Here is a 25,294-nt window from a genome sequence, read left to right on the forward strand (position 1 = left end):
CGCGGTGGGCCAAGGGTCATGCTCCTGATCTCGGCTCGGCGCGCTCAATCTTGAGGTCCATCCCCCTCACGCGGCGGCAACCATCGCAACACCGTGCACAGCAACGCCTCGGGGTTCACGGGTTTGGAGATGAAGTCATTCATGCCCGCCGCCAAGCAGGCTGCCCGGTCTTCCGCGAAAGCATTGGCGGTGATGGCGATCACGGGCAGCGTGGCCAGATGCGGCTGCAGGCGCAGGCGGCGCGTGGCTTCTAGGCCGTCGAGCTGAGGCATTTGGACATCCATCAGCACCAAGTCAAAGCTCGCCTCTGCCAAACACTGCAATCCAGCGTGGCCGTCCTCAGCCATCTCCACCACCAGGCCGGCGCCCTGCAAGATGTAGGCGGTGATCTCGCGGTTGACGGGCTCATCCTCCACCACCAGCACGCGCTGCCCGGCGTGCTCGCGCTGCAAAGTGTCTTCGGCAGGTTCGGGGCGCGGCGCCACCGGGGGCGCGCTCTGCACCGGCCCCTTGAGCAGATGCGCTGTGAACCAGAACGTGCTGCCTTGGCCAGGCTCGCTGTCAGCTCCCGCCTCCCCGCCCATCATCTGGGCAATGCGGCGGGTGATGGTCAGCCCGAGGCCCGTGCCCCCAAACTGCCGCGTGATGGCCGTGTCAGCCTGCTTGAAGGGCTGGAACAACTCGGCCAAGGTGACCGCATCGATGCCCATGCCTTGGTCTTGCACCTCAAAACGCAAGTGGATGCTGTCGGTGCTTTCAGACAGCACGACCACGCGCAGCACAACCTCGCCTGATTCGGTGAACTTGACGGCATTGGCCACATAGTTCAGCAAGGCCTGCTGCAAGCGCATGGGGTCACCACGCAAGCGCTCAGGCAAGGGCGCCAGCTCGGTGCGCAGGGTCAAGCGCTTGGCCTGGGCGCGTTCATGCACCATGGACAGCACATTGCCCACCAGGCTTTCAATGCGCACTTCGGCCTCATCGAGCTGGAACTCGCCAGCTTCGATCTTGGAGTGGTCCAGCACCGCCTCAACAATCCCCAAGAGGTGGCGGCCCGCAGCCTCCAACTTGTCCAGGCGTTGGTCTTGCTCAGGGTTGACGCTGCTGCGGCGAATGAGGTGCGCCATGCCGGTGATGGCGTTCAGCGGCGTGCGGATCTCATGCGACATATTCGCCAAGAAGGTGCTCTTGGAGGCATTGGCCGCGCGAGCTTGGGCTTCCGCGCGCTGCAGCATTTGAATCAAGCGCGAGACCACCAAGGCCACGATCACCGAGACCACCGAGGCGGTCACTAAGCCGGTGATGGCGTAGTCCAGCCGCCATTCACCGTGGAAGAACCAGCTCATGGCCGAGACCAGCACTTGCGAGCCCAGCGTGGAAAAGGCCAGGATCGCCAAGAAAACGCGCAAGCCTGACCAGCGCTTCAGTTGGTCAAAGGTTCGGTCAAGCATGGCGCGGTGGCGCAGCGGCAGTCATGGCAGATCAAGGTGGTGGCCCAGGGGTGCCCATCACACCCTTGGGGGCATCCGTCTATCGTCCTCCAAAACGAAGGCTAAAGCGCTCCCCAGGGGCGCCGGCTGTGAGTTTTGCCACTCGCCAGCGTGGCCTCTGCGAGAATCTGCCCCCTTAAAGGGAGGTTTCCACATGAACAAGACTATGCACTGGCTCATCGCCACACTCTGGATGGCCTGCGCCACTTGGGCACAGGCCCAAGGCATGAGCCCGGAAGAACAAAAGCGCGTTTTTGCCGATGCTGAGCAGGTTGCGCAAAGCGGCCCTGCCGCCATCGCCCTGGCCCAGCAAGCGCAACTGAAGCTGCCTGAAGGCCACACTTTTGTGCCCCAGCCACAGGCCCAGAAGCTGCTCAACGCCATGGGCAACCCGGGCTCAGACCCCCGCCTGCAAGGCCTGATCTTTCCCAAGGGCGACGGACAGTGGTTCATGACCGTGCGCTTTGAAAACTCGGGCTATATCAAGGACGACGACGCCAAAGAGTGGAACGCCGACGACCTGCTCAAAAGCTACAAAGAAGGCACTGAAGCCGCCAACGAAGAGCGCAGCAAGATGGGCGTGCCAGCGCTGGAAATCTTGGGCTGGGCCCAGCCCCCGCAGTACGACGTGGGCACCCACCGCCTGGCCTGGGCCATGTCCTCACGCGAGAAAGGCGCCCCGGCCGGCGCGGAGCAAGGCGTCAACTACAACACCTATGTGCTGGGCCGCGAGGGCTACTTCACGATGAACTTGGTGACGGATTTGAAGCAGTTGGACGCCCACAAGCCCGCCGCCCACACCCTGCTGGCCGCACTGAACTTTGACGAAGGCAAGCGCTATGCCGACTTCAACCCCAGCACCGACAAGGTCGCCGAGTATGGCTTGGCTGCGCTGGTGGTGGGGGCGGCGGCCAAGAAGCTCGGCTTGCTGGCCACGCTGGGCTTGTTCCTGGCCAAGTTCTGGAAGATTGCCCTGATTGGGCTGGCCTTTTTGGGCGGCCCGCTGCTGAAGCTGTTCAGGCGCAACAAGGCTGAGGTTTGATGCAGCGCACGGCTTAATTCCGTGTTTGCTTATAGAGTTTGCCGGTTCCCACACTAGACCGGAGACTCTCGTGCTGACTTCCTTGCTTCGCTCCCTGGCGCTGACGGCGCTGTGCAGTGTCTGCATCGTGGCCACCGACGCCACCGCCCAAACCGCCGCCCCCGCAGCGGCCAAGCGCCTGCGTTTCTTCACCGAGGACGCATCGGACACGAGTTTCACCGTCAGGCGCGGTGGCAAGACGCTGGAGATCACCCGCGTGATGACCGGCTGCGCCAAGAACGAAGGCTGGTTCCAGCCTTTGGTACCAGTGCCTGGCGTCACTCCGGTGGGCGAGGCTGAGATGCTGCACGCCCTGAATGACCCCGAGGCGATGATCGTGGACATGCGCTCCATGCCGGAGTTCTTGGTGGCCACCATTCCCATGGCCATCAACATCCCATTCACCGAGGTCGCGCTGCGCATGAATGAGCTCGGCTGCGACAAGGCGGCCGGCGGCCAATGGAATTGCACCAAAGCCAAAAAGCTTTACGCCTTTTGCAACGGGCCTGTCTGCCCGCAAAGCCCGATTGCCATCCGCGCCATCACGCGCGACGGCTTCCCGGCCAGCAAGATTTTCTATTACCGTGGCGGCATGCTCGACTGGATGGCCCTGGGCTTGACCACCCAACCCGGCGAGTTCTGACCCCTCTTTTCCGGAGAGCCTGATGAGCGCACAAACCCCTGACTACGCCCAACTGACCGCCGACATCTCGGCCCACCTCAAGCCCTTGCGCACCGACACACCGGCCGTGATGAAGGCCTTTGGTGAGTTGGGCAAGGCCGCCATCACCACGGGCGCTCTGGACGAGAAGACCAAGGAGCTGATCGCGCTGGCTATTGGGGTGACCCAGCGCTGTGACGGCTGCATCGGCTTTCACGTCAAGGCCCTGGTGCGCTTGGGCGCCACCAAGGCTGAGTTGGAAGAGATGCTGGGCGTGGCCACCTATATGGGCGGCGGCCCGGCCCTGATGTACGCGGCCAACGCGCTGGCGGCCTGGGACCAGTTCACGGCAGCACAGGCCAGCGCATAAGCTTCTGCTCATTGCGTCCAAGCGCTGTCAGCGCTGTCGCAGCCATCGCGTCTAGACTTCGAGCTCCCCCAAAGAAGAGGAGTTCCCCATGACCCGAGACAGCAGCGCCTGGCGCTTTGAGACCAAATCCGTGCACGCCGGCTGGGCCGGCGACCCCACGACCAAGGCCGTGGCCGTGCCGCTCTACCAGACGGTGGCCTATTCCTTCGACAGCGCACAGCACGGCGCCGACCTGTTCGACCTGAAGGTCGCGGGCAATATCTACACCCGCATCATGAACCCGACGCAGTCGGTGTTGGAAGAGCGGGTCGCCGCCTTGGAAGGCGGCATTGCCGCGCTGGCCCTGGCCTCGGGCCAAGCCGCCATCACCTATGCGATCCAGACCATTGCCGAAGCCGGTGACAACATCGTCTCCAGCAGCGCGCTCTATGGCGGCACCTACAACCTGTTCGCCCACACCCTGCCGCAGTACGGCATCCAGACCCGCTTTGCCGACGCCGCCAACCCGGCCAGTTTTGAAGCCTTGATCGACGACAAGACCAAGGCCATTTATTGCGAGTCCTTGGGCAACCCGCTGGGCAACATCACCGACATCGCCGCGCTGGCCGCCATTGCCCACCGGCACGGTGTGCCGCTGATCGTGGACAACACCGTGCCCAGCCCCTATCTATGCCGCCCCATTGAGCATGGCGCCGACATCGTCGTGCATTCGCTGACCAAGTACATCGGCGGCCACGGCACCAGCATCGGCGGCATGATCGTGGACAGCGGCAAGTTCCCCTGGGCCCAGCACAAGGCGCGCTTCAAGCGCCTGAATGAGCCCGATGTGAGCTACCACGGCGTGGTCTACACCGAAGCCTTGGGGCCAGCCGCATACATTGGCCGCGCCCGCGTGGTGCCGCTGCGCAATATGGGCGCGGCCATCTCGCCCTTTAACGCGTTCTTGATCCTGCAAGGCCTGGAGACCCTGGCGCTGCGCATGGACCGCATCTGCGACAACACCTTGGCCGTGGCCCAGTTCCTGAAAGCTCACCCCAAGGTGAAGTGGGTCAACTACTCGGGCCTGCCCGACCACGCCGACCACGACCTGGTGCAAAAGCAAATGGGCGGCCGCGCCTCGGGCCTGCTGACCTTTGGCGTGCAAGGTGGCCGTGAAGGCGGCGAGCGCTTCTTGGACGCGCTGCAGCTCTTCACCCGCTTGGTCAACATCGGCGACAACAAGTCCCTGGCCACCCACCCGGCCTCCACCACCCACCGCCAACTCTCGCCCGAGGAGCTGGCCAAGGCTGGCGTGACGGTGGACACCGTGCGCCTGTGCGTGGGCATCGAGCACATTGAGGACTTGAAGGCCGACTTGACCCAGGCCTTGGCGGCAGCCTGAGCGCGCTCAGGAGGCCCCACCGCACCACATCGGGGCGAGCTGGGGCCTCCTGCCGCCAAACACGGGGGTTTGGGCGGTTTTTCTACAGATCATCCCTGCTGCAAACTCGTTAGCGTGAGGGTATTCGTTGGAGACCCTCTGTGAATCTGCCCAAACCTGTTGAATGGCCACTCTGGCGGCCAGCCGCCGCCCTGATGCGCCAATGGCGCTTCCCCACCAAAATGGCCCTGATCTCAGCGGCCTTTCTGATGCCGCTGGTCTGGCTTTTGGGCAGCTATTTGCTGGTCGCCAAAACCCAGCACGCGTTCACGCAGGACGAGCGTCATGGCGTGTCGTTTGCCCAGAGCGCCCTCCAACTGATGCAAGCCTCTGAGCACTGGCGCTATGCACGACGGGCCGTGCTGTTCGAAGAAGCGGGGCCAGATGTCCAAGGCGCTCGGCAGCAGTTTGAACAGCGGCTCAAGGCGGTGCAATCAGAGTTCCGAGACCACGGCGAAGCTTGGCGATTGACCGAGCCTTGGAAGGCGCTGGAGTCGGCAGTGGCCGACGCGGACAAGCTCGACAGCAAAGACCCCAAGCGCACCTACGAGGTCATGCTCGGCATAGACCGGGCCATCGGCACGCTGATTGCCGCCGCTGTAGACCACTCAGGCCTGACCCTGGACCCGGAGATGGCCACCTACTACCTCACCAGCGCTGCACTGATGCGCGGCCCCGAGGTCATCCGCAGCACCGGCGAGCTGCGCGGGCTGGCGGTGGGCGCCTTGCGTGCCGGCGAAATCACTGCGGAGCAGTCACAGCAGTTGGCCAGCCTGATGGCCGTGCTGGAGCATGAGCTCCATGCCGCCGCTTCCGACCTGAGCAAAGCCCGCACTGCGCTGCAAGGCACAGCGCTGCAGATGGAAGCCGCCGCGCCTCAAGTGACCTTTGACCTGCTGCAAACCATCAAAGCGGCCTTCCCCGCGGGCAGCACCACCGTGCAAGGCGATGCCAAAGCCCTGCTTGCACAGGCCAACCGCACGCTGGAACAGCAGTTCGCACAGGTCAGCAAAAACCTCAGCGTGCTCGACGCTGCACTGGCCCAGCGCCAAGCGGGGTTCTTATCTCAGCTCTACCTCACGCTGGGCATCACCCTGCTCAGTGTCTGCTTGGCCGTGTTTCTGGCCATGGGCTTTTATCGCTCGCTGCATGGCGGCTTCAAAGCCCTCAAAAAGCACATCATGAACATCAGCCTAGGCGATCTCCGAGCCGACATTCCGCGCCGGGGTGGGGACGAGGTCAGTGACCTGCTGCGCGAAGTGTTTTACATGCAAAGCGCGCTGCGCCTGACGGTCAAACAAGTGCAGTCAGCCAGCGATGCCGTGGTGGACACCAGCAAAGAGATTGCCAATAGCACCCAGGACCTCTCCTCGCGCACCGAGGCGGCTGCGGCCGCCCTGGAGCAATCCTCGGCCGCCCTGGAGCAAACCTCCGCCACCGTGGGGCAGACCGCCGACTCCGCCAAGGAGGCCTCGGTGATTGCCGTGGACAACGCCCGCGTCGCCGAGCGCGGCGGCGCAGTGATGCAGCAAGTGGTGCAGACCATGGAGCGCATCCAGACCTCTTCTCGCAAGATCAACGACATCATTGGGGTGATTGACGGCATCGCCTTTCAAACCAATATCCTGGCGCTCAATGCGGCCGTCGAAGCCGCCCGCGCGGGCGAGCAAGGCCGCGGCTTTGCAGTGGTGGCCGGAGAGGTGCGCAGCTTGGCTCAACGCAGCTCTGCCGCCGCCCGCGAGATTCGGGGCTTGATCTCCTCCAGCGTCGATGATGTGGACGGTGGCATGAACGTGGTGCGCGCCGCTGGCGACACCATGCACGAGATTGTGCAGAACGCCGATAAAGTGCGGCTGCTGCTCGACAGCGTGGCCAACGGCGCCCGTGAGCAAAGCCTGGGCGTGGCGCAAATCGGCGAAGCCGTTCAAGACCTGGACCGCAACACCCAAGCCAATGCGGCCATGGTGGGTGCCACTGCCACCGCGGCCCAACACCAGCGCCAATCAGCCATCCGCATGGCCGCCCAAGTGGATGAGTTCCGCCTGCCCACCGAGCCCGGCCACAAGCCCACCCTCGTGGAGGGCGTGGATGTGGACGCCATGATCGACGCCCACCGCCAATGGAAGGTCAAGCTGCGCCATGCCATTGAGCACCGCGAACACGTGGACACTGCCACCTTGTCACGCGACGACTGCTGTGCGCTGGGCAAATGGATTTACGGCGATGGCCAAGGCCTGCGCGAGCGCAGCACCTTCACCGCTCTGTTAGAGCGCCACAAACGCTTCCACAGTGTGGCCGCGGGCGTGGGCCAGTTGATCAACCAGGGCCAGTACCTCGACGCCGAAGAAGCCATGGCGCCAGGCTCCACCTTCTCTCAAGCCACAGGCGATGTGGCCAATGTGCTTTCTACAGCCAAGCGCATCGGCTTTTGACTCACCACGTTGGCCTGAGCAAGCCTAGACTTTGTGGCAGCATGGTCTGCCATGAACCTCTCCACGCCTGCCTCGCCACCTCGCCTGTTGCCGCTGGGCGATGCCGCCTGGACGCTGGAGTTGGCCCCTGGGTTGGATGACACCGCCAACCGCCGCGTGATGGCGCTGGCCGACGCCCTGAGAGCCGCACGGCGCTGTGAGCCTTCACTGGCCGACGTGACGGATGTGGTGCCTAGCTTTCGCTCACTCACCGTTCACTTTGACCCTCTGCGCGCGGATGCGGACGCACTGGGCCAGTGGCTGCTGACCGCCGCTCAGGCCTCTGCGGCTGCGCCCCACACCCCGCGCTGCTGGCGCCTGCCCCTGTGCTGCGACCTGAGCGTGGCGCCCGACCTGGCGGACCTCGCCGCGGCCACCGGCCTGAGCGTGGAGGCCGTGGTCAGCCTGTTCAGCCAAGCCCCTTTGCGCGTGGCCATGATTGGCTTCATGCCCGGCTTTCCCTACATGACCGGACTGCCGCCCGCCTTGGCCCGGCCCCGCCGCGCCACCCCGCGCAAAGCCGTGCCAGCGCGCTCGGTGGCCGTGGCCGGTGAGATGGCCTGCATCTACCCCTGGCAAAGTCCCGGCGGCTGGCACCTCTTGGGCCGCTGCCCGCTGCCGATGTTCGAGCTGGCCCACCCGCAGCAGGCCGCCTGGCTGCAAGCCGGCGATGAAGTGCGCTGGCAGGTGATCAGCCTGGACGCTTTGACGGCCCTGGAGCAGCGGGTGCAGCGCGGCGCGTGGCGGCGCGAGGACTTCCTCATCCCCAGCGTTGAGGCGGCCACCTCATGAGCGCCACCTTGCGGGTGATCAGCGGCGGTGCCGGCTGCACGGTGCAAGACGCCGGCCGCACGGGCCAGCGCCACCAAGGCATTCCCACGGCGGGCTGGCTGGATGCGCCGCTGGCCCATGCCGCCAATGCGCTGGCGGGCAACCACCCAGAGGCCGCTGCGGTGGAGCTGCGCGGGCCGGGCCTGGCGCTGCGCGCTGAAGCAGGGCCGGTGCGTGTGGCCATGGCCGGGGCCGTCAGCGCCAGCCTGCGCACCGCCCAGGGCAACGAGATGGCCCTGCCCGCTTGGCGCAGTGCCACCTTGGCCGAAGGCGACACGCTGAAGATCAGCGCGCTGCAACAGCCGCAGATGGGCGGCTGCGCCGTGCTGGCGGTGGCCGGCGGCGTGCAGGTGGCGCCTGTGCTGGGCAGCCGCGCCACTTACGCACGCGCGGCCCTCGGGGGCTTTCAAGGGCGCATGTTGCAGGCGGGCGATGGCCTGCCGGTGTGCGCGGCCGACACCAGCGCGCCCGAGCGCCGGTCTGCCGCCTCCTGGGCCTTGCCAGACGCACCGCTGCGCGTGATCTTCGGCCCGCAAGACGACCATTTCAGCCCCGAGGTGGGTGCTCAGCTTTTGGCCACCGCCTGGCAAGCCACGGCCGAGCAAGACCGCATGGGCTGGCGCTTCAGCGGCCCACCGCTGCAGCACCTGACGCCCGCCCATGCCGACATTGCGTCCGATGCGGTGACGCCCGGCGCCATCCAAGTGCCCGCCAACGGCCTGCCCATCATCTTGGGGCCGGACGGGCAAACCGTGGGCGGCTACCCCAAAATCGCCACCGTGATCCGGGCCGACCTGCCCCGCTTGGCGCAAGCTTGGCCGGGCCGCACACTGCGCTTTGTGGCCGTCAGCCGCGAAGAGGCGCTGCAGGCCCTGCGAGACCTCTCTGCGCTCGAGGCCCGCTGGGCGGCGCAGCTTCAAAGCTGCCCCCCCTTGGGCGGGCTGGACGAGCAAGCGCTTTACAGCCAGAACCTCATCAGCGGCGTCGTTTTTAAAGACTGATATGAGCCAAAAATTCATCAATTTGAATGCCGACCTGGGCGAGAGCTTTGGCGCCTGGACCATGGGCGCCGACGAGGCTTTGCTGGGCATCGTCAAGAGCGCCAACATCGCTTGCGGCTTTCATGCAGGCGACCCGTGGGTGATGCGCCAGACGGTGCAGCGTGCCCTGGCTCAGGGCGTGAGCCTGGGGGCCCACCCGTCCTTCCCCGACCTGCAGGGCTTTGGCCGCCGCCGCATGGACATCCCGGCCCGCGAACTGGAAGCCCTGCTGATCTACCAAATCGGCGCGCTGCAAGCCCTGGCCGCCGCCGAGGGCGGGCGCGTCAGCCATGTCAAACCGCATGGCGCGCTGAGCAACATGGCCTCGGCCGACGACAGCTTGGCCGACACCGTGGCAAGGGCCGTTCGGGCGCTGGACCGCGATTTGATCTTGCTCGCCCCCGCCCACTCGGCGCTCGCCCGCGCGGGCGAGCGCGCTGGCCTGCCCGTGGCGCTGGAGGTCTTTGCCGACCGCGCCTACCAAGACGACGGCCAACTTGTGCCCCGCAGCCACCCGCAGGCCATGGTGCACGGCGCCGCCGCAAGCTGGGCGCACGTGGAGCGCATGCTCAGCGAACAAGCCTTGATCAGCCTGAGCGGCCAGCGTCTGCCCACGGCCATCCACAGCATCTGCGTGCATGGGGACGGGCCGGAGGCGGTGGAGACAGCGCGGTATTTGGCCGAGCGCCTGACGCAAGCGGGCTGGGCCTTGGAAGGCCTGCCGGGCGTGATCTGAGTGCGTGATCTGAGTTCTAGTTTACGCACTCCAGCGCCGCCAGCGCCTCTTGAAGCCTGCGAACTTGGGCCTGCTGCCGTGCATGGTGGATCCGGCGCGTCAACATCACCGGCACCGCCCCTTCAGGCCTTAAGGTCACGTTGAGCTTGGGCACGCAGGCCTGGGCCTGGGCGGGCAAGGACAGGTTGAAGCGCTGCAACAGCATGGCGGCCAACAGCGTCATCTCCAGCATGGAGAAGTGCTGGCCGATGCAGACGCGCGGCCCGGCCCCAAAAGGCATCCAGGCGCCGCGTGGGATGGGCGGTGCCTCGGGCATGAAGCGCTGGGGCATGAAGCGCAGCGGGTCGGGGAAGTTGCGCGCATCGCGCTGCAGCACCCAGGGCGTCACGCGCAGCACCCAGCCTTTGTGAATGTGGCGGCCGCACAGGCTGAAGTCTTCGGTGGCACGGCGCAGCATCAGCGCGCCCACGGGCGGGTAGAGGCGCATGGCCTCTTTCAGGGTGGCACTCAGCCAAGGCAGGCGGGCCATATCGTCCGCCTCGGGCTCGCGGCCTTGCAGCACGCTGTCCACCTCATCCTGGGCACGCTGCGCCAATCCTGGGTGCTCGGCCATCAAGCGGGTCCACCACAGCAGGGCGGTGGCTGTGGTCTCATGCCCAGCCTGGAAGGTCACCATGCATTGGTCAAACACCTCGACGGGGCTCAGCGGCTCGCCGGTCTGCTCGTCGCGCAGCGCCAGCAACATGGCCAACAGGTCTTGGCGTGGGTCATCCGCCGGAGCGTGGCGGCGCTCGTCGATGTGGCGGCCCACCAGCTCGCGCATCATCTCCAGCGCCTGCACCTTGGCGCGCCGGCCCGGCAGCGGTAACCACGCGGGCAAGGCAAAGGGCCGCATCATCTCTTGCATGGCGGCTGCGCCCAGCACTTGCACAGCCTGGCCTGCGGCACGCGCGTCGTCCGGCGCGCGGCTGGAGAAGAGCGTGCGCAGGATCACGTCCATGGCCACAGTGGTCCACAGCTCGTCCACATTCACTGTCGCGCGGTGCTGCTCGGGTGGCAGCACCTCATCCAGGGCACTGCGCGCTGCGTCCGTCATCAGCCGCGCATAGCCCGCCACTTTCTTGGGCGTGAAGGCGGGCTGCAGCATGCGGCGCTGCCGCTGCCAGGTCTGCCCTTCGGTCACCAGCACGCTCTGGCCCATCAATTGGGCAAAGACGGCAGGGCCGCGTTCCCAGCGGGTGATCTGGGCCGCATGGTCCACCAAGAGCTCACGGGCCAACTCGGGGTGGAAGACGTCGACCACGGTCTCGACGATCAAGCCCATTTTGGAGATGTCGCCAAAGCGCCGATGCAACTCGTCCAAGGTGCCCAGGTAGTCGCGGCGCATTTGGCGCGAATGCCGCAGCGCACGCCACAAGCCCATGCGGGGCCCGGGGATCTCGGCCGAGGGCGGCAGCGGCTGGGCAAGAAGCGGGGCAGGCATGGACAGGCCTTTGCTGAGAAGTAGGTCTCAGCACAGTGTGCCCAGCCCGGGAAGGCCTCGATCCTCGAAAAACAGCCCTGCTTTACCGCCGCTTTTCAGGCAGACCTTCAAGAGGATGTTGCTCGAGCCAGGCATATACCTCCTCTGTCCAAGCGCGGCTTGCCGTCTTGAAATACTGGCCTTCGCCATCTTCCAAAGAGAAGGTCCCCAAGCTGCCCTGGCCCACATCCAAGATCAGTTGGGTGCCGATGGTGTAGTCCACCTGGGTGCGGCCCATCCACAAGGGTGTGCCATCTACTTCCGCGTAGAGCAGGTCGTCACGGCCCAGGCTCAGCTCGGCGGGCTTGAAGGCCATAGGCGTGGAGCCATCGCAGCAGCCATGCGATTGGTAGATCAGGATCTCGCCGTGCTTGGCGCGCAAGCGGGCCAGCAGGGCTCGGGCGGCCTCGGTGGCCACAACGCGGGGGACATCGGCCACACGCATTCTCCAAAGAAAAAAAGGAGCAGCCCGCAAGCTGCCCCCGCAAGAGACCGCCCAAGGACTTCCCTCCTTGAGCCGACCCGATCACGAACCGTGATGGTTTAGAAGAAGCCCAGCGCGTTGGGCGAGTAGCTCACCAGCAGGTTCTTGGTCTGCTGGTAGTGGTCCAGCATCTGCTTGTGGGTTTCACGGCCGATGCCCGATTCCTTGTAGCCGCCGAAGGCTGCGTGCGCCGGGTAGGCGTGATAGCAGTTGGTCCACACACGGCCCGCTTGAATGGCGCGGCCCATGCGGTAGGCGCGGCTGCCGTCACGGCTCCACACGCCAGCGCCCAAGCCATAAGGCGTGTCATTGGCGATCTGCAGCGCTTCTTCTTCGGTCTTGAAGGTGGTCACGGCCAGCACCGGGCCGAAGATTTCTTCGCGGAAGATGCGCATATTGTTGTGGCCCTTGAACAGCGTGGGCTGGATGTAATAGCCGCCAGCCAGGTCGCCGCTGAGCTTGGCTTGGTCGCCGCCGATCAGCACTTGCGCGCCTTCTTGCTTGCCGAGCGCCAGGTAGGACATGATTTTGTCCATCTGCATGGCCGAGGCTTGCGCGCCCATCATGGTGTCGGTGTCCAGCGGGTTGCCTTGCTTGATGGCCTTGATGCGGTCCAGGGCGCGCGACATGAATTTGTCGTAGACCGATTCTTGGATCAGGGCGCGGCTGGGGCAGGTGCAGACCTCGCCTTGGTTGAAGGCGAACAGCACCAGGCCTTCGATGGCCTTGTCAAAGAAGGCATCGTCTTGGGCAGCGATGTCGTCAAAGAAAATGTTGGGGCTCTTGCCACCCAACTCCAGTGTGGCTGGGATGAGGTTGCTGGCCGCAGCTTGGGCAATGACCTTGCCGGTGGCGGTGGAGCCGGTGAAGGCGATCTTGGCAATGCGCTTAGAGGTGGCCAGCGGCATGCCCGCCTCACGGCCAAAACCGTTGACCACGTTGACCACCCCTGGAGGCAGCAGGTCGGCAATCAGCTCGACCAGCACCAAGATGCTGATGGGGGTGGACTCCGCCGGCTTCAAGACCACGCAGTTGCCTGCGCCAATGGCGGGGGCCAACTTCCAGGCCGCCATCAGGATGGGGAAGTTCCAGGGGATGATCTGGCCGACCACACCCAGCGGCTCATGGAAGTGATACGCAATGGTGTTGCCGTCGATCTCGCTCAAGGCACCTTCTTGGGCACGCAGGCAGCCCGCGAAGTAGCGGAAGTGATCGATGGTCAGGGGGATGTCGGCGTTCAGCGTTTCGCGCATGGGCTTGCCGTTGTCCACCGTCTCGGCATAGGCCAGCACTTCGAGGTTTTGCTCCAGGCGGTCCGCAATCTTGAGCAAGAGATTGGCGCGCTCGGTGATGGGCGTGCGGCCCCAGGCCGGTGCGGCGGCATGGGCGGCGTCCAGCGCCAGCTCAATATCGGCCTCGTTCGAGCGGGCGGCCTGGGTGTAGACCTTGCCGCTGATGGGCGTGATCACATCAAAGTACTCGCCGCCCAGTGGGGCCACGAACTTGCCGCCGATGAAGTTGTCGTAGCGGGGCTTGTAGGCGACTTTGGCGCCAGGGGTGTTGGGCTGTGCGTAAACGGTCATGGCTGTCTCCGGTTCTTGAGGTCAGTGGCTCTGGGCAGACCCTCTGCTTGAGCACGGGCACTGCTTTGCACCCCTTGTGCCAACTTGGTTTGCGCACAAGCCCGGCGTTGGCTGCGCAAACCGTGGCCCAGGACTTGCAATCTGTTCAGCCCGTGCGGCGGTGCACCGTGCAGATGTTCAAAACCTGAACAGCCCAGCCGGCACATCACGCTCAAACGCATCAGCTTGGAGAGGCCACGCACACTTCACCAAGGAAGACCCCTATGAACACAAAAACATAACTGCGACAGGGCGATACCCACCATGCCATTGACACCATCTCCACTTCCAAACACCAGCCCCACACCCACTCATGCCCTGAAACTGGCGCGGCAGCAACTGCAAGACCAAGGCCTGGTGCAAGCCGGTTTGATCAGCGAGCGCCTGAACCAAAGCTGGCAGCGCAGCCTTCAGCATGGTTTGGCCCCGGCGGGCCGCCCACCCGGAGCGCCGCACGCCTCGGCACCCCAACTGGCGCGTGCGCTGGAGCAGCAGCAAGCCCTGGTGGCCCATGCCCGCCCGGTGATGGAGTTCTTGGCCGAGCAAACCCGCGACACGAACAGCATGGTGATCCTGGCCGATGCCCAAGGCATGTTGCTGCAAGCGCTGGGCGATGCGCCCTTCTTGGACCGCGCCCAGCGTGTGGCCCTGCGCCCGGGTGCCAATTGGCACGAGCAATGGCGCGGCACCAACGCGATTGGCACCACACTGGCCGATGGCGCCCCCACCGTGGTCCACGGCGGTGAACACTTCTTGGCCCGCAATGGCTTTTTGACCTGCACCGCCGCGCCCATCTTTGACCCGGCCGGCCGCACCCTGGGTGCACTGGACATCTCTGGCGACCACCGCAGCTACCACCGCCACACGCTGGGCCTGGTGCGCACCGCCGCCAACATGATCGAGCACCGCTTGTTCGAACACCAGCATGCCGGCCATCTCAAGCTGCGCATCCACAGCCAGCCCGAAGGCATTGCCACCGTGGCCGAAGGCCTGCTGGCCCTGGACGACAGTGGCCGCTTGGTGGGTGCCAACCGCCAAGCCCTGGTGCTGCTGGGCTTGCTGTGGGATGCCCTGCACAGCAGTGCCATCGAGCGGGCCTTGCAAACTCCCCTGAGCACCTTCTGGGCCTGGGCACGCCAGGATGGCGTGGCCCCGCGCCGCGTGGTCAGCGCGCGAGGCCAGGTGCTGTGGGTGCGCGCCGAGGCCCTGCGCAGTGTCTCTGCCAGCGTGCCGCGCAGCGCCACCGGCGCGCAGGACTTGCCGGCACGCAGCGCCACGCGCGTGGCCAGCCACCCCAGCAGCGACGACCTGGCCGCGCTGGACACGGGCGACCCCACGCTGCAAGCGGCCGTGGAGCGCGCACGGCGCGTCATCGACAAGCCCATTGCCATCCTGCTGCAAGGGGAGTCCGGCGTGGGCAAAGAGGTGTTTGTGCGCGCCTTGCATGCCAGCGCCCGCACCCAGAACGGGCCGCTGGTGGCCGTCAACTGCGCCGCTATTCCTGAAAGCCTGATCGAAGCCGAGCTGTTTGGCTACAAGGGCGGCGCCTTCACTGGGGCCAGCCGCGAGGGCGCACCCGGCCGCATCCGCGAGGCCAACGGCGGCACCTTGTTCCTGGACGAGATTGGCGACATGCCCCTGGCCATGCAAGCCCGGCTGCTGCGGGTGCTGCAAGAGCGCCACGTCACCCCCCTGGGCGGCGGGCAGCCGGTGCCGGTGAGCTTCCGCCTGGTGTGTGCCACCCACCGCCAACTGCGCAGCGAAATGCAGGCCGGGCGCTTCCGTGAAGACTTGTACTACCGCCTCAATGGCCTGACGCTGAACCTGCCGCCCTTGCGCGAGCGCCAAGACTTTGCGGCCCTGGTGGCCTTGATGTTGGGGCGCTTGTGCCCTCAGCGGCCGGTGAGCCTGGCGCCCGAGGTGGCCACCGCCTTGGCCGCCTACCGCTGGCCCGGCAACCTGCGCCAACTGCACAACGCCCTGCAAACCGCCTGCGCCTTGCTGGGCGACGACGAGGCCGAGCTGAGCTGGGGCCATCTGCCCGAAGACTTGATGGATGAACTGCGCCCTCACCCGCAGGGCAGCGCCCGTGTCGCGGTGCCCCCGGGCGGCCTGCGCGAGCAAGCCCGCCACACGGTGCAGCAAGTGGTGCAAGACTGTGGCGGCAACCTCTCTGAAGCCGCGCGGCAGTTGGGCATCAGCCGCACCACGCTCTATAAGCGCCTCTAGGGCATCAGGCCAGCTTGAACACGCCGACTGCGCTGACCAACTGCTGAGCTTGGTCGCGCAGGCTTTCGGCAGCCGCGGCGCTTTCTTCCACCAAGGCGGCGTTCTGTTGCGTCACTTTGTCCATCTGACTGACGGCGTCGCCCACTTGCTGGATGCCTGAACTTTGCTGCACGGTGGCATGGGTGATCTCGGCCACGATCTCACTGACACGTTGGATGGAGTGGACGATCTCACCCATGGTCTTGCCCGCTTGGTCGACCAGCACCGTGCCGTGCTCTACCTGGTCCACGCTGCGGCCGATCAACGCTTTGATTTCTTTGGCCGCTTCAGCACTGCGCTGGGCCAGCGTGCGAACCTCTGCCGCCACCACAGCAAAGCCGCGGCCCTGCTCACCGGCGCGGGCCGCCTCCACCGCCGCGTTCAAGGCGAGGATGTTGGTCTGGAAGGCAATGCCGTCAATGACGCCGGTGATGTCACCAATCTTGCGGCTGCTCTCACTGATGCCCTGCATGGTGCTCACCACTTGGCCCACCACCTCTCCGCCTTGCGTGGCCACCACCGAAGCACTCTGGGCCAGACGGTTGGCTTGCTCGGCACTATCGGCGTTGTGTCGCACGGTGGTGCCCAACTGCTCCATGGTGGCTGCGGTTTGCTGCAGGGCGCTGGCTTGTTCTTCGGTGCGCTGACTCAGGTCACCATTGCCCTGTGCGATTTGGGCGCTGGCCGTGGCCACGCTCTCAGAGTTGTTGCGCACCCCACGCACGATGGAGGCCAGATGGGATTGCATGGTGCTCAGTACCGCCATCACGCTGACGCTGTCGCCGGGGCGTAGTGCCACGGGCACACTCAAGTCGCCCGATGCCACTCTCTGCGCCAAGGCCACGGCCTCGTCGGGCTCGCCCCCCAAGTGGCGCATCAGGCCACGGGTGATCCACACGCCAATGCCAATGCCCGTGGCGGTGGCGGCCAGCACCAAGATCAACATCAGCGTCATGGCGGCGTGATAGTTGTCTTGAATCCCTTGAATGGCACGCTGGCCGTTCTCTTCCTTGAGTTGGGTCAGTGCGCTGAGTTGCTCGTCCATCTGAGCCACCACCTTGCCGTACTCCCCAAACATATAGGTCGTGGCTTCGTGCTGCTGGGCAAGCTCTGCTTGTGATGCCAAGGTCTTGAACTTCTGCAGGCTGGCCTTGTACTGGCCCCATTGCGCCTCTAGCTTCTCAAACTCCTGCTGGCCCTTGGGGCTCCAGAACAAGGGCTTGGCACTGTCCAGCAGCTTGCGCATCTCGGCCACGTCGGACTCTGCCTTCGCAAACGCCGCATCGCGCTGGCCTTCGCTGCTGGACAGCAGCGCGTTTCGCACTGAACGCCCCACATACAGCAGGTGGATATTGGCCTCCTTGATCTGTGAGATGGCCACCAACTCCAACTTATAGAGCTTGTCTGCAGATTCATTCATCCGCGACATGTTGTAGATGCCCACGGCGCTCACCAGCGCACCGGCAGCACACACGCCCACAAACGCCGTCAACAACTTGCTCGCAAGCTTCATGGAATCAGGACTCCAGGTCTAAGGGTTGGACAGACACGCACGAGGCAAGGCAAAAGCACCATACCCCGGGGCGTTAGTGTGTCCAGGGGCACCCGGGGGCAATCTCGGAAAGTGCAGACCGAATCGGGGGCACTTCAGCCCACAGCCACGGCCCCTGCAAGCTGCGGCCCGAGGCCCGCCCAGCGCCGCACCACCTCGGCCTCAGCGGCCAACACCGGCGCTCCACCCGTAAAGGTGTCCCAAGCCTCGCGATGCTGGGCCGAGACGACCGTGAGCACCGGCACCTCGGCGCTGAGCAAGGCCATCAGCTCGTCGGCAAAGCCCTCGCCCAGGCTCTCTAGCTTGCCAAAGCGGTTGGACACCGCCAGCGCGGCCGGCGCGTCCGCTGCACGGCGCAGCACTTGGCTGGCGCGGGCAAAGCCTGCAGGGTCGGCGCGGCAGCCTTGGGCGTCTTTGCCCAGGTTTTGGCTGATCAGGTATTCGTCCCCTGTCACCACATCCACCAGCACCATGTCGGCGCTGCAGGCCGCACCGGGTGGGCCCGGGCGGGTCACCAAGCCCTGCACATCGCGACCCTGGGCGCGCCACTCGGCGACCAAGGCACGCAACAGGGCGTGAACATTGCCGGTGCCGTCGTCGTGAAGCGCGGCCATTTTGATCTCAGGGTGCTGCATGGTGGGCATCATAGCCAGTGGCTTGTCATATCTCGTTGGCTACATCGCCTGGATGTCAGCGCTTCGCTTGGACTCAGAATTGAAATGCGCTTGCGCAATGCAGACCGGCGCTATCGCTATATATACTTGGATATATCGCATCCCTTCTTCGCCCCATGTTGCCGACCCTGCTACAACGTCTGTCTCGCCTTGCCCTGCCCCTGGCGGTGAGCCTCAGCGCCTTCGCGGTGCAGGCCGGCGAGTTGACCGTCAGCGCCGCCGCCAGCCTGACCAACGCCTTCAAAGACCTGAAGCCGCTGTACGAGGCCGCCCACCCCGGCAGCACGGTGCAGTTCAACTTTGGAGCCTCGGGGGCACTGCTGGCGCAGATCAGCAAAGGAGCCCCGGTGGACGTGTTCGTGAGCGCCGACCCAGAGACCATGGACCAAGCCCAAGGCCGGGGTCTGTTAGAGGCCGGGCAGCGCAAAGACATCGCCTCCAACACCTTGGTGCTCATCGTGCCCAAAGGCGCTGCCGACACGCCCAAGACCACCGCCGAGCTGACCACCGCCCGCTACGCCCGCATTGCCATCGGCCTGCCCGCCAGCGTGCCGGTGGGCCGCTACACCCAAAGCGTGCTGCAGGCCGAGGGGCGCTGGGCCGCCATCGAGGCCAAGATGATTGGCGCCAACAATGTGCGCCAGGCCTTGGACTATGTGGCCCGCGCCGAGGTGGACGCTGGCTTTGTCTATGCCACCGATGCCGCCCTGATGCCCGACAAAGTGCGCGTGGCCTTCACCGTGCCCACGCCGCAGCCGGTGCGCTACCCAGCCGCGGCCTTGAAGGCCGCACCCAACCCGGTAGACGCCCAGCGCTTCATGGCCTTCTTGCTCAAGCCAGAAGCCCAAGCTGTGCTCGCCAAACATGGCTTTGGCAAGCCCTGAGCCACCCATGCTGGACGGCGTCTGGACCCCTTTATGGCTGACCTTGAAGGTGGCCGGCTGGGCCACCGCGCTGAACCTCGTCTTGGGGGTGGGTGCAGGCTGGGCCCTGGCCCGCTTGGGGCCGCCACGCTGGCGTTTGGCGCGCGACCTGATCGACGCCCTCTTGACCCTGCCCATGGTGCTGCCGCCCACCGTGCTGGGCTACTACCTGCTGGTCTTGATCGGCAGCCAAGGGCCGCTGGGCGCGTGGCTGTTGCAGACCTTTGGCATTCGGCTCATCTTCACCTGGCAGGGCGCGGTGATTGCTGCCACCATCGTCGCCTTTCCGCTGGTCTTCAAAGCCGCCCGCGCGGCCTTTGAGGGCGTGGACGCGGCGCTGGAAGACGCCGCCCGCAGCCTGGGGCTGTCTGAATGGGCGGTGTTCTTTCGGGTGTCTTTGCCCTTGGCGTGGCGCGGCATCTTGGCCGGCCTGCTGCTGGCCTTTGCCCGCGCGCTGGGTGAGTTTGGCGCCACGCTTATGGTGGCGGGCTCGATTGCCGGCAAAACGCAAACCCTGTCGATTGCGGTGTACGAAGCCGTGCAAGCCGGGCAAGACGACGCCGCCTTGCAACTGGTGTGGGTCATCTCGGCCGTCTGCATCACGGTGCTGCTGCTGGCCGGGCGGCTCTCGCCCTGGCAGGGCCGCGCGCCAGAGAGCCTGCGATGAGCACCCACACGCCCCCCACCTGGGACCTGGCCCTGCGCAAGCATTGGCCCCACGCCCAACACCCCTTCACGCTCGACGTGGCGGCGCAGTGCCACGCGCCGCGCCTGATCTTGCTGGGCGAAAGCGGCAGCGGCAAAACCCAAACCATGAAGATGGTGGCCGGTGTGCTGCGGCCCGATGCCGGCCATGTCCGCCTGCAGGGCCACACCTTGTTCGACCACGCCGCCGGCCTGCACACCCCCGCCCACCAACGCCGCTTGGGCTGGGTGGCGCAGGACTATGCGCTGTTTCCCCACCTCAGCGTGGCGCAAAACATTGGCTTTGCGCTGCGCACCGGCTGGCGCAACCCGACTGCCGGGCACACGCCAGCGGCTGTCACTGACATGCTGGCCCGCATGGGCCTGAGCGCCGTGGCCCAGCACTTACCGCACCAAATCAGCGGCGGGCAAAAGCAGCGCACCGCCCTGGCCCGCGCCCTGATGAGCCAGCCCCGCGCCCTGCTGCTGGACGAGCCCTTTGCCGCGCTGGACCCGGCCTTGCGCCAACGCCTGCGCGACGACCTCGCCGCCCTGCTGGCCGAGCTGGCCTTGCCGGTACTGCTGATCACCCATGACGAGCACGACGTGGCCGCCCTAGGCGCCCTGAGCGGCGAAGTGCTGCGCCTGCCCCCGCCCCAGCGCTGAAACTGCACCCCAACCACCATGGCCCGCCCTCCCAAACGCCCTCGCCTCAGCCTGCAAGGCTCCATGTGGCTCACCGCCGGTGATCAGCCCCTGGGCGGCCACGGCCGCATCGCCCTGCTCAAGGCCGTCGCCCAGCATGGCAGCATCACCGCAGCGGCCAAGGCTTTTGGCATGAGCTACAAAGCCGCCTGGGACGCCATCCACGCCATGAACGAGCGCGCCAGCCAGCCGCTGGTGGCGCGCAGCACGGGCGGCCGGGGTGGTGGCGGCGCCAAGCTCACAGATTACGGACTGGCTTTGATTCAGCGTTATGAAGAAGTGGACGCCGTCCACCAACGCTTTGTGAGCCAGCTCGACCAACATGGGCTGGACCTGAGCCAGCCCTTCAGCCTGCTGAATGTGATGACCATGAAAACCAGCGCCCGCAACCAATGGGTAGGCAGCGTGGCCGCGCTGCGCGCCGGGGCCGTGAACGACGAGGTAGAACTGGCCCTGCCTGGCGGCCAGCGCCTATGGGCCACCATCACCCACGAAAGCACCCAAGCCCTGGGCCTGCGCCCCAAACAAACCGTCATCGCCCTGGTCAAAGCCAGCGCCGTGATGCTGGCCACCGAGGTGGGCACGGGCACCAAGCTCTCTGCCCGCAACCAATGGCCCGGCACTGTGGCCCAAATCACCCCCGGCGCCGTCAATGCAGAAGTGCTGGTGCACAGCGCCCACGGCGCCCACATTGTCGCCATCATCACCCAAGCCGCCGTGGCGGACATGGGGCTGCAGGTGGGCGGCCCCGTGGTGGCGCTGGTGCAGGCGTCGGAGGTGGTGTTGGGGGTGGTGAATTGAGACTGCACCAGCATCCGAAGACGGCGGCGCTATTCACGTTGATGCTGGGCCTGAGCGCCGCCTTTGGTGCCCGCGCCACGCCGTGTGAGGATAAGCTTCAGCAGGCGCGGCAACGCGACGGCAACACCATCATTGTCAGTACCCGCGAATGCACAAGGCCCACCGAACGGCGCATCACGGTCAGCCTCCAACGCGCTTCCGGCGCCCAAACGGTTCTGCACCGATTTCGCCAATCCACCGATCGGGCTCCGACAGGTGGCGCCACACTGAAGGACATCGACGGTGACGGATTCAGCGAACTGGAGCTGACCGGAGCTTGCGGATCGGGCTCGGTTTGCCAGCGAGCGCTATACAAGCTCAACGCCGCTGGAACGGAACTGTTCTTGCTGTATGCCGGCGGGACCTCAGAGGTCGAGGTGATCAGCGGCTACTTGATCGAGGGCGGCAAAGCCGGCTGCTGCACCTGGCACTTCCAGGCCTACAAGCTGCCTTCACAAGCCCGCCTCATTAAGGACACTGACCTTCACTATCGGATTGACGTTGGCCTGCTTGATGCAGCCATCGGCGCTTCGAACGACGGGCCCAGCCCCGACTGTCGCTTCACCACGAAGTCGGCAAACCGGTGGGTCGTCGTCGCGCCCCCCTCCAAGGCGCTGGAGAAGGTCTGCGAGGTCTATGGGCCTGACTATGTACTGGACAAAGCTCGCTGACGCGCGTGCGACGCCTCTGTACCACTTCGCACGCGTCGGGCCGATGAAGCGAGGCACTGACCTAGGCCCAAGCTGAGTCGCCGCTATGGCACCATGCGTCCACCATGATCACCTTGCACCACTGCGTCAGCGCCCGCTCGTTTCGCCCTCTTTGGCTGTTGGAGGAGTTGGCGCTGCCCTACACGCTGAAGATGTGGCCGTTTCCGCCACGGGTGCAGTCACGGGACTATCTGGCGCTGAACCCGCTGGGCACGGTGCCGCTGCTGGAGGTAGAAGGCGTGCGGCTGACCGAGTCGGCCGCGTGCTGCCAGTTCTTGGCGGCGCGCTTCAGCCCTGGGGTGCTGGAGGTGGCTGCGCATGACCCCGCTTATGGTGCCTATCTGAACTGGCTGCACATGAGCGACGCGACCCTGACCTTTCCGCAAACACTGGTGCTGCGCTACAGCCATTTTGAGCCGCCAGAGCGACAGCAGCCTCAGGTGGTGGAGGACTACAGCCGCTGGTTTGGAGCGCGGCTGCGGGCGGCAGAGGCGGCTTTGCAAGAGGCCGACACGCTGTGCGCCGGGCGCTTCACGGCCGCCGATGTGGCGGTGGGCTATGCACTGATGCTGGCCGAGCTGATCGGGCTGAGCAGCGCGTTTGGCCCGAACGTGGCGGCCTATTGGCAGCGGCTGCAAGCCCGGCCTGCGTATCAACGGGCACTGCAGGCGCAGCGAGACGCAGCCTTGGCGCAAGGGGTGTCCCCGCAGCCTGCAACTGCTTAGGGGCCGGTTAGGACTGGGCCGCGAACTCACCCTGCGCCGCCACAAAGCCCGCAAACGCCGCCAACAGCGGCTGATAGCGCGCCGCGTCGCCTTCTAGCTGCTGCAGGGCCAGCGCGGTGGCCTCCAGGGTGGAGCGTTGGTGCTGCGGCTGCTGCGCCTTGCGCAAAGGGGCATAGAGGCTGGGCGGTGGCGCCTGCAAGCTCAGGCGCGGGAGCGTGCCAAGCAAAGGGTTGCAGTGCAGCAGCTTGCGGCTTTTGCGCCAGGTGGCGTCCAGCACCACCAGGCAGAGCTGGCTCAAGTTTGTGGATGCGCTGGGCGTGAAGTGCCGCATGGCGGTGGCGTCGGCCACATCCAGGCTGCGGGGCTCGGCCGGGGGTGTGGCGGGGTAGAGCAAGACGGCCTGCCCTGGTGGGCCGAGCCACTGCTGCAGTGCGGCCTCGTCAAACTGCTCACCCACCTCCCACTGAGCCCGCGCCAAGCTCAGGCGCAGCAGCGTGGCACTGCCTTTGGCTTGGCCGGCCTCCAGCGGGTGCTGCAAGATCAACACCCGCGCTTGGTTCGGGGTGGGCCGCACCCAGGGGCACAGGCAGGCGCGCAAGGGGCGGCTGCAGCGCGGGCAAGTGGGGCGGCGGGTGGGGCTGCGGGCGGGGCTGAGATGGGGCAAGGTCGTCATGGGCGGGTGCCTGCACCCTAGTGTGGTGTTCGACGCTATCTGGAACATAAAGCCGCGTCTTTTGCGCCATGGCGGCGTTGCAAATCCTCGCGATACCACGGGGTATCGCTGCGGTTTGCGCCTTGCCCTGACCCAAAATCCATCGACTTTATTTGTTCCATCAAGCGTCAAACACCACACTAGCGCAAGTCTGCGCCCGCCTCAGTCACCCGGGGGCGCAAGGCCGCGTGCGGCGGCCCAATGCGCTCATGTGAGGCACCTCAGGGCGCCATGGCCGGGCAAAAGCGTTTGACATAGCTCTGGTGGCTGGGCAGGTGTTCCAGCGCCGCCTCCACCCCCTCGCGGATCTGCCCCAGGAAGTGGCTCAGCTCCTCGTCGCCCATCAGGTCCGCGCTGGGGTGGTGCTGGCGGGGCCAAAGGCCTTGGCCCAGCATGACCTGGATCCAGGAGTTCTCGGCAAACAGCTCATTGCCCTTGCGGAAGACCCGGCCGGTCTCTTGAAACAGCTCGATGCGGTGCTGCAAGCTGGGCGGGATGCTCATGTCGCGGCAGGCCTGCCAGAAGGGCGTGTCGGCGCGCTGGGTCACCTTGTAGTGCAGGATGATGAAGTCGCGGATGTGCTCGATCTCGTCACGGGATTGGGCGTTGTATTCGGCCACATCGCTGGGGCTGATGCCCTCGTTGGGGAACATTTGCAGCAGCCGCACAATGCCGCGCTGGATGAGGTGGATGCTGGTGGACTCCAAAGGCTCCAGGAAGCCGCTGGCCAGCCCCAAGGCCACGCAGTTGCCCACCCAGGTCTTCTCGCGCTGGCAGGGCTCGAAGGAGATGGGGCGCAGCGGTGTCAGCACCTCGCCGCTGATGCGGCCTTGCAGGGTCTGCTGGGCCTCGTCGTCACTCATGAAGCGGCTGGACCACACCAGGCCATTGCCCACCCGGTGCTGCAGCGGAATGCGCCACTGCCAGCCCGCTCCGTGCGCCATCGAGCGGGTGAAGGGCACCGGCTCGCCCGTGCTGGTGGTCTGCACAGCCAGGGCACGGTCGCAGAACAACCAATGCGACCAATCCTCGCAAGGCACTCCCAAGGTTTCGCCAATCAACAAGCCGCGAAAGCCGGTGCAGTCGATGAACAGGTCGCCCTCCAAGCGCGAGCCGTCGGTCAGTTGCAGGGCGCTGATGTGGCCGGAGTGGGGGTCTTGGTGGACAGCGCTGATCTTGCCCTCGCGGCGCTTGACGCCAAAGCCCTCGCTGAAGCTGCGCAGAAAGCGGGCATAGCGGGTGGCATCCAGATGGAAGGCGTAGTTCAGCGGGGTCTGTGGCCCGCTGCTGGGGCGGTGGGCAAACTTGCTCTCTTGGGCCGCGCGCAGCTCCAGGCAGTAGTCGCCATAGTCGCCCGCCAAGCCGCGCTCACGCCCCTTGCGCCAAAAATGCTGAAAACCCGCCGTCCAATGGTCTTTGCCGGTCAGGCCGAAGGAGTGGATGTAATCCTCTTGCACCTGACGCCAGCTTTCAAACTGGATGCCCAGCTTGAAGGTGGCTTGCGTGGCCGACATGAAGGCCTGCTCTTGGATGCCCAGCAATTGATGAAAAGTCAGCAGTGTCGGGATGGTGGCCTCGCCCACCCCCACGGTGCCAATCTCATCGGACTCGACCAAGCAGATTTCGAGCCGTTTGCCCAGGGTGCGGCCCAGGGCGGCGGCAGCCATCCAGCCGGCCGTGCCGCCCCCAGCAATCACCACTTTGCGAATGGGCTTGGGGCTCGCCGCAGCAGTGGCCTGTGTAGCGGGTGTTGGCAAAGTCGGCTGGGTCATG

General features: G+C 65.7%; 23 protein-coding genes. 15 read left to right on the forward strand and 8 right to left on the reverse strand.

What is annotated here, in order from left to right; genetic code table 11:
* Positions 1 to 44: 44 nt before the first annotated feature.
* Positions 45 to 1,451: a response regulator gene (locus KAK11_RS11605; RefSeq protein WP_210809289.1), complete on the reverse strand. Its 1,407-nt coding sequence runs from the start codon at positions 1,449 to 1,451 to the stop codon at positions 45 to 47.
* 193 nt (positions 1,452 to 1,644) lie between these two features.
* Here KAK11_RS11605 and KAK11_RS11610 point away from each other — a divergent pair, with 193 nt between their 5' ends.
* The 8 genes from KAK11_RS11610 (at position 1,645) to KAK11_RS11645 (ending at position 10,100) form a co-directional block, all read left to right on the forward strand.
* Positions 1,645 to 2,532, forward strand: a complete 888-nt coding sequence (locus KAK11_RS11610) for a DUF2167 domain-containing protein (protein WP_210809290.1) — start codon at positions 1,645 to 1,647, stop codon at positions 2,530 to 2,532.
* A 70-nt stretch (positions 2,533 to 2,602) separates the two neighbouring features.
* Positions 2,603 to 3,214: a rhodanese-like domain-containing protein gene (locus KAK11_RS11615; protein WP_310737790.1), complete on the forward strand. Its 612-nt coding sequence runs from the start codon at positions 2,603 to 2,605 to the stop codon at positions 3,212 to 3,214.
* A 22-nt stretch (positions 3,215 to 3,236) separates the two neighbouring features.
* Positions 3,237 to 3,602 (forward strand): carboxymuconolactone decarboxylase family protein, encoded by a 366-nt coding sequence (locus KAK11_RS11620; RefSeq protein ID WP_210809291.1) that lies wholly within the window; start codon positions 3,237 to 3,239, stop codon positions 3,600 to 3,602.
* A gap of 88 nt (positions 3,603 to 3,690) precedes the next feature.
* Positions 3,691 to 4,983, forward strand: coding sequence for an O-acetylhomoserine aminocarboxypropyltransferase/cysteine synthase family protein (locus tag KAK11_RS11625; protein ID WP_210809292.1), 1,293 nt, complete (start codon positions 3,691 to 3,693; stop codon positions 4,981 to 4,983).
* Between the two features lie 140 nt (positions 4,984 to 5,123).
* Entirely contained in the window at positions 5,124 to 7,454 is a 2,331-nt protein-coding gene (locus KAK11_RS11630) for a methyl-accepting chemotaxis protein (RefSeq protein ID WP_210809293.1), read from the forward strand.
* A 51-nt stretch (positions 7,455 to 7,505) separates the two neighbouring features.
* The gene (locus KAK11_RS11635; RefSeq protein ID WP_210809294.1) at positions 7,506 to 8,285 is read left to right on the forward strand and encodes a 5-oxoprolinase subunit B family protein; all 780 of its coding nucleotides are present in this window, start codon (positions 7,506 to 7,508) and stop codon (positions 8,283 to 8,285) included.
* Positions 8,282 to 9,325, forward strand: a complete 1,044-nt coding sequence (locus tag KAK11_RS11640) for a 5-oxoprolinase subunit C family protein (protein ID WP_210809295.1) — start codon at positions 8,282 to 8,284, stop codon at positions 9,323 to 9,325. The genes KAK11_RS11635 and KAK11_RS11640 overlap by 4 nt, the downstream gene beginning before the upstream one ends.
* Before the next feature lies 1 nt (position 9,326).
* Positions 9,327 to 10,100, forward strand: coding sequence for a LamB/YcsF family protein (locus KAK11_RS11645; RefSeq protein WP_210809296.1), 774 nt, complete (start codon positions 9,327 to 9,329; stop codon positions 10,098 to 10,100).
* Between the two features lie 16 nt (positions 10,101 to 10,116).
* Here KAK11_RS11645 and KAK11_RS11650 read toward each other — a convergent pair whose 3' ends face one another.
* The 3 genes from KAK11_RS11650 to exaC form a co-directional block, all read right to left on the reverse strand.
* A complete protein-coding gene (locus tag KAK11_RS11650; protein ID WP_246498839.1) occupies positions 10,117 to 11,583 on the reverse strand; it encodes a cytochrome P450 in 1,467 nt (488 codons plus the stop codon).
* Between the two features lie 82 nt (positions 11,584 to 11,665).
* Entirely contained in the window at positions 11,666 to 12,061 is a 396-nt protein-coding gene (locus KAK11_RS11655) for a DUF779 domain-containing protein (protein ID WP_310737792.1), read from the reverse strand.
* A gap of 104 nt (positions 12,062 to 12,165) precedes the next feature.
* Entirely contained in the window at positions 12,166 to 13,689 is a 1,524-nt protein-coding gene (gene exaC, locus KAK11_RS11660; RefSeq protein ID WP_210809298.1) for an acetaldehyde dehydrogenase ExaC, read from the reverse strand.
* Positions 13,690 to 13,992: 303 nt separating this feature from the next.
* On the opposite strand from exaC, the gene KAK11_RS11665 reads away from it, so the two are divergent.
* Complete coding sequence (locus KAK11_RS11665) at positions 13,993 to 15,957, forward strand: sigma-54-dependent Fis family transcriptional regulator (RefSeq protein WP_210809299.1); 1,965 nt, start codon at positions 13,993 to 13,995, stop codon at positions 15,955 to 15,957.
* Between the two features lie 4 nt (positions 15,958 to 15,961).
* Here KAK11_RS11665 and KAK11_RS22200 read toward each other — a convergent pair whose 3' ends face one another.
* Both KAK11_RS22200 and KAK11_RS11675 read right to left on the reverse strand, forming a co-directional pair.
* Positions 15,962 to 17,509 (reverse strand): methyl-accepting chemotaxis protein, encoded by a 1,548-nt coding sequence (locus KAK11_RS22200; protein WP_310737793.1) that lies wholly within the window; start codon positions 17,507 to 17,509, stop codon positions 15,962 to 15,964.
* 134 nt (positions 17,510 to 17,643) lie between these two features.
* Complete coding sequence (locus KAK11_RS11675; RefSeq protein WP_210809300.1) at positions 17,644 to 18,183, reverse strand: DUF2478 domain-containing protein; 540 nt, start codon at positions 18,181 to 18,183, stop codon at positions 17,644 to 17,646.
* A 155-nt stretch (positions 18,184 to 18,338) separates the two neighbouring features.
* Between KAK11_RS11675 and modA the strand changes: the two genes are divergently transcribed.
* The 6 genes from modA to KAK11_RS11705 all read left to right on the forward strand — a co-directional run bounded on the left by modA (position 18,339) and on the right by KAK11_RS11705 (position 22,809).
* A complete protein-coding gene (gene modA, locus KAK11_RS11680; protein ID WP_210809301.1) occupies positions 18,339 to 19,106 on the forward strand; it encodes a molybdate ABC transporter substrate-binding protein in 768 nt (255 codons plus the stop codon).
* Positions 19,107 to 19,116: 10 nt separating this feature from the next.
* On the forward strand, positions 19,117 to 19,812 hold the full coding sequence (modB, locus tag KAK11_RS11685) for a molybdate ABC transporter permease subunit (RefSeq protein WP_210809625.1): 696 nt from the start codon (positions 19,117 to 19,119) through the stop codon (positions 19,810 to 19,812).
* The gene (locus KAK11_RS11690; protein WP_210809302.1) at positions 19,809 to 20,495 is read left to right on the forward strand and encodes an ABC transporter ATP-binding protein; all 687 of its coding nucleotides are present in this window, start codon (positions 19,809 to 19,811) and stop codon (positions 20,493 to 20,495) included. Before modB ends, KAK11_RS11690 begins: the two co-directional genes overlap by 4 nt.
* An 18-nt stretch (positions 20,496 to 20,513) precedes the next feature.
* Positions 20,514 to 21,335: a TOBE domain-containing protein gene (locus tag KAK11_RS11695; RefSeq protein ID WP_210809303.1), complete on the forward strand. Its 822-nt coding sequence runs from the start codon at positions 20,514 to 20,516 to the stop codon at positions 21,333 to 21,335.
* Complete coding sequence (locus KAK11_RS11700; protein WP_210809304.1) at positions 21,332 to 22,045, forward strand: hypothetical protein; 714 nt, start codon at positions 21,332 to 21,334, stop codon at positions 22,043 to 22,045. The genes KAK11_RS11695 and KAK11_RS11700 overlap by 4 nt, the downstream gene beginning before the upstream one ends.
* 104 nt (positions 22,046 to 22,149) lie before the next feature.
* Positions 22,150 to 22,809, forward strand: a complete 660-nt coding sequence (locus KAK11_RS11705) for a glutathione S-transferase family protein (protein ID WP_210809305.1) — start codon at positions 22,150 to 22,152, stop codon at positions 22,807 to 22,809.
* A 7-nt stretch (positions 22,810 to 22,816) separates the two neighbouring features.
* On the opposite strand, the gene KAK11_RS11710 is transcribed toward KAK11_RS11705, so the two are convergent.
* The gene (locus KAK11_RS11710) at positions 22,817 to 23,482 is read right to left on the reverse strand and encodes a tRNA-uridine aminocarboxypropyltransferase (RefSeq protein WP_210809306.1); all 666 of its coding nucleotides are present in this window, start codon (positions 23,480 to 23,482) and stop codon (positions 22,817 to 22,819) included.
* Positions 23,483 to 23,742: 260 nt separating this feature from the next.
* Positions 23,743 to 25,293: a tryptophan halogenase family protein gene (locus KAK11_RS11715; protein ID WP_210809307.1), complete on the reverse strand. Its 1,551-nt coding sequence runs from the start codon at positions 25,291 to 25,293 to the stop codon at positions 23,743 to 23,745.
* Position 25,294 lies beyond the last annotated feature (1 nt).

Origin of the sequence: Ideonella paludis, from assembly GCF_018069865.1 — a bacterium.
Lineage (GTDB): Bacteria > Pseudomonadota > Gammaproteobacteria > Burkholderiales > Burkholderiaceae_C > Ideonella > Ideonella paludis.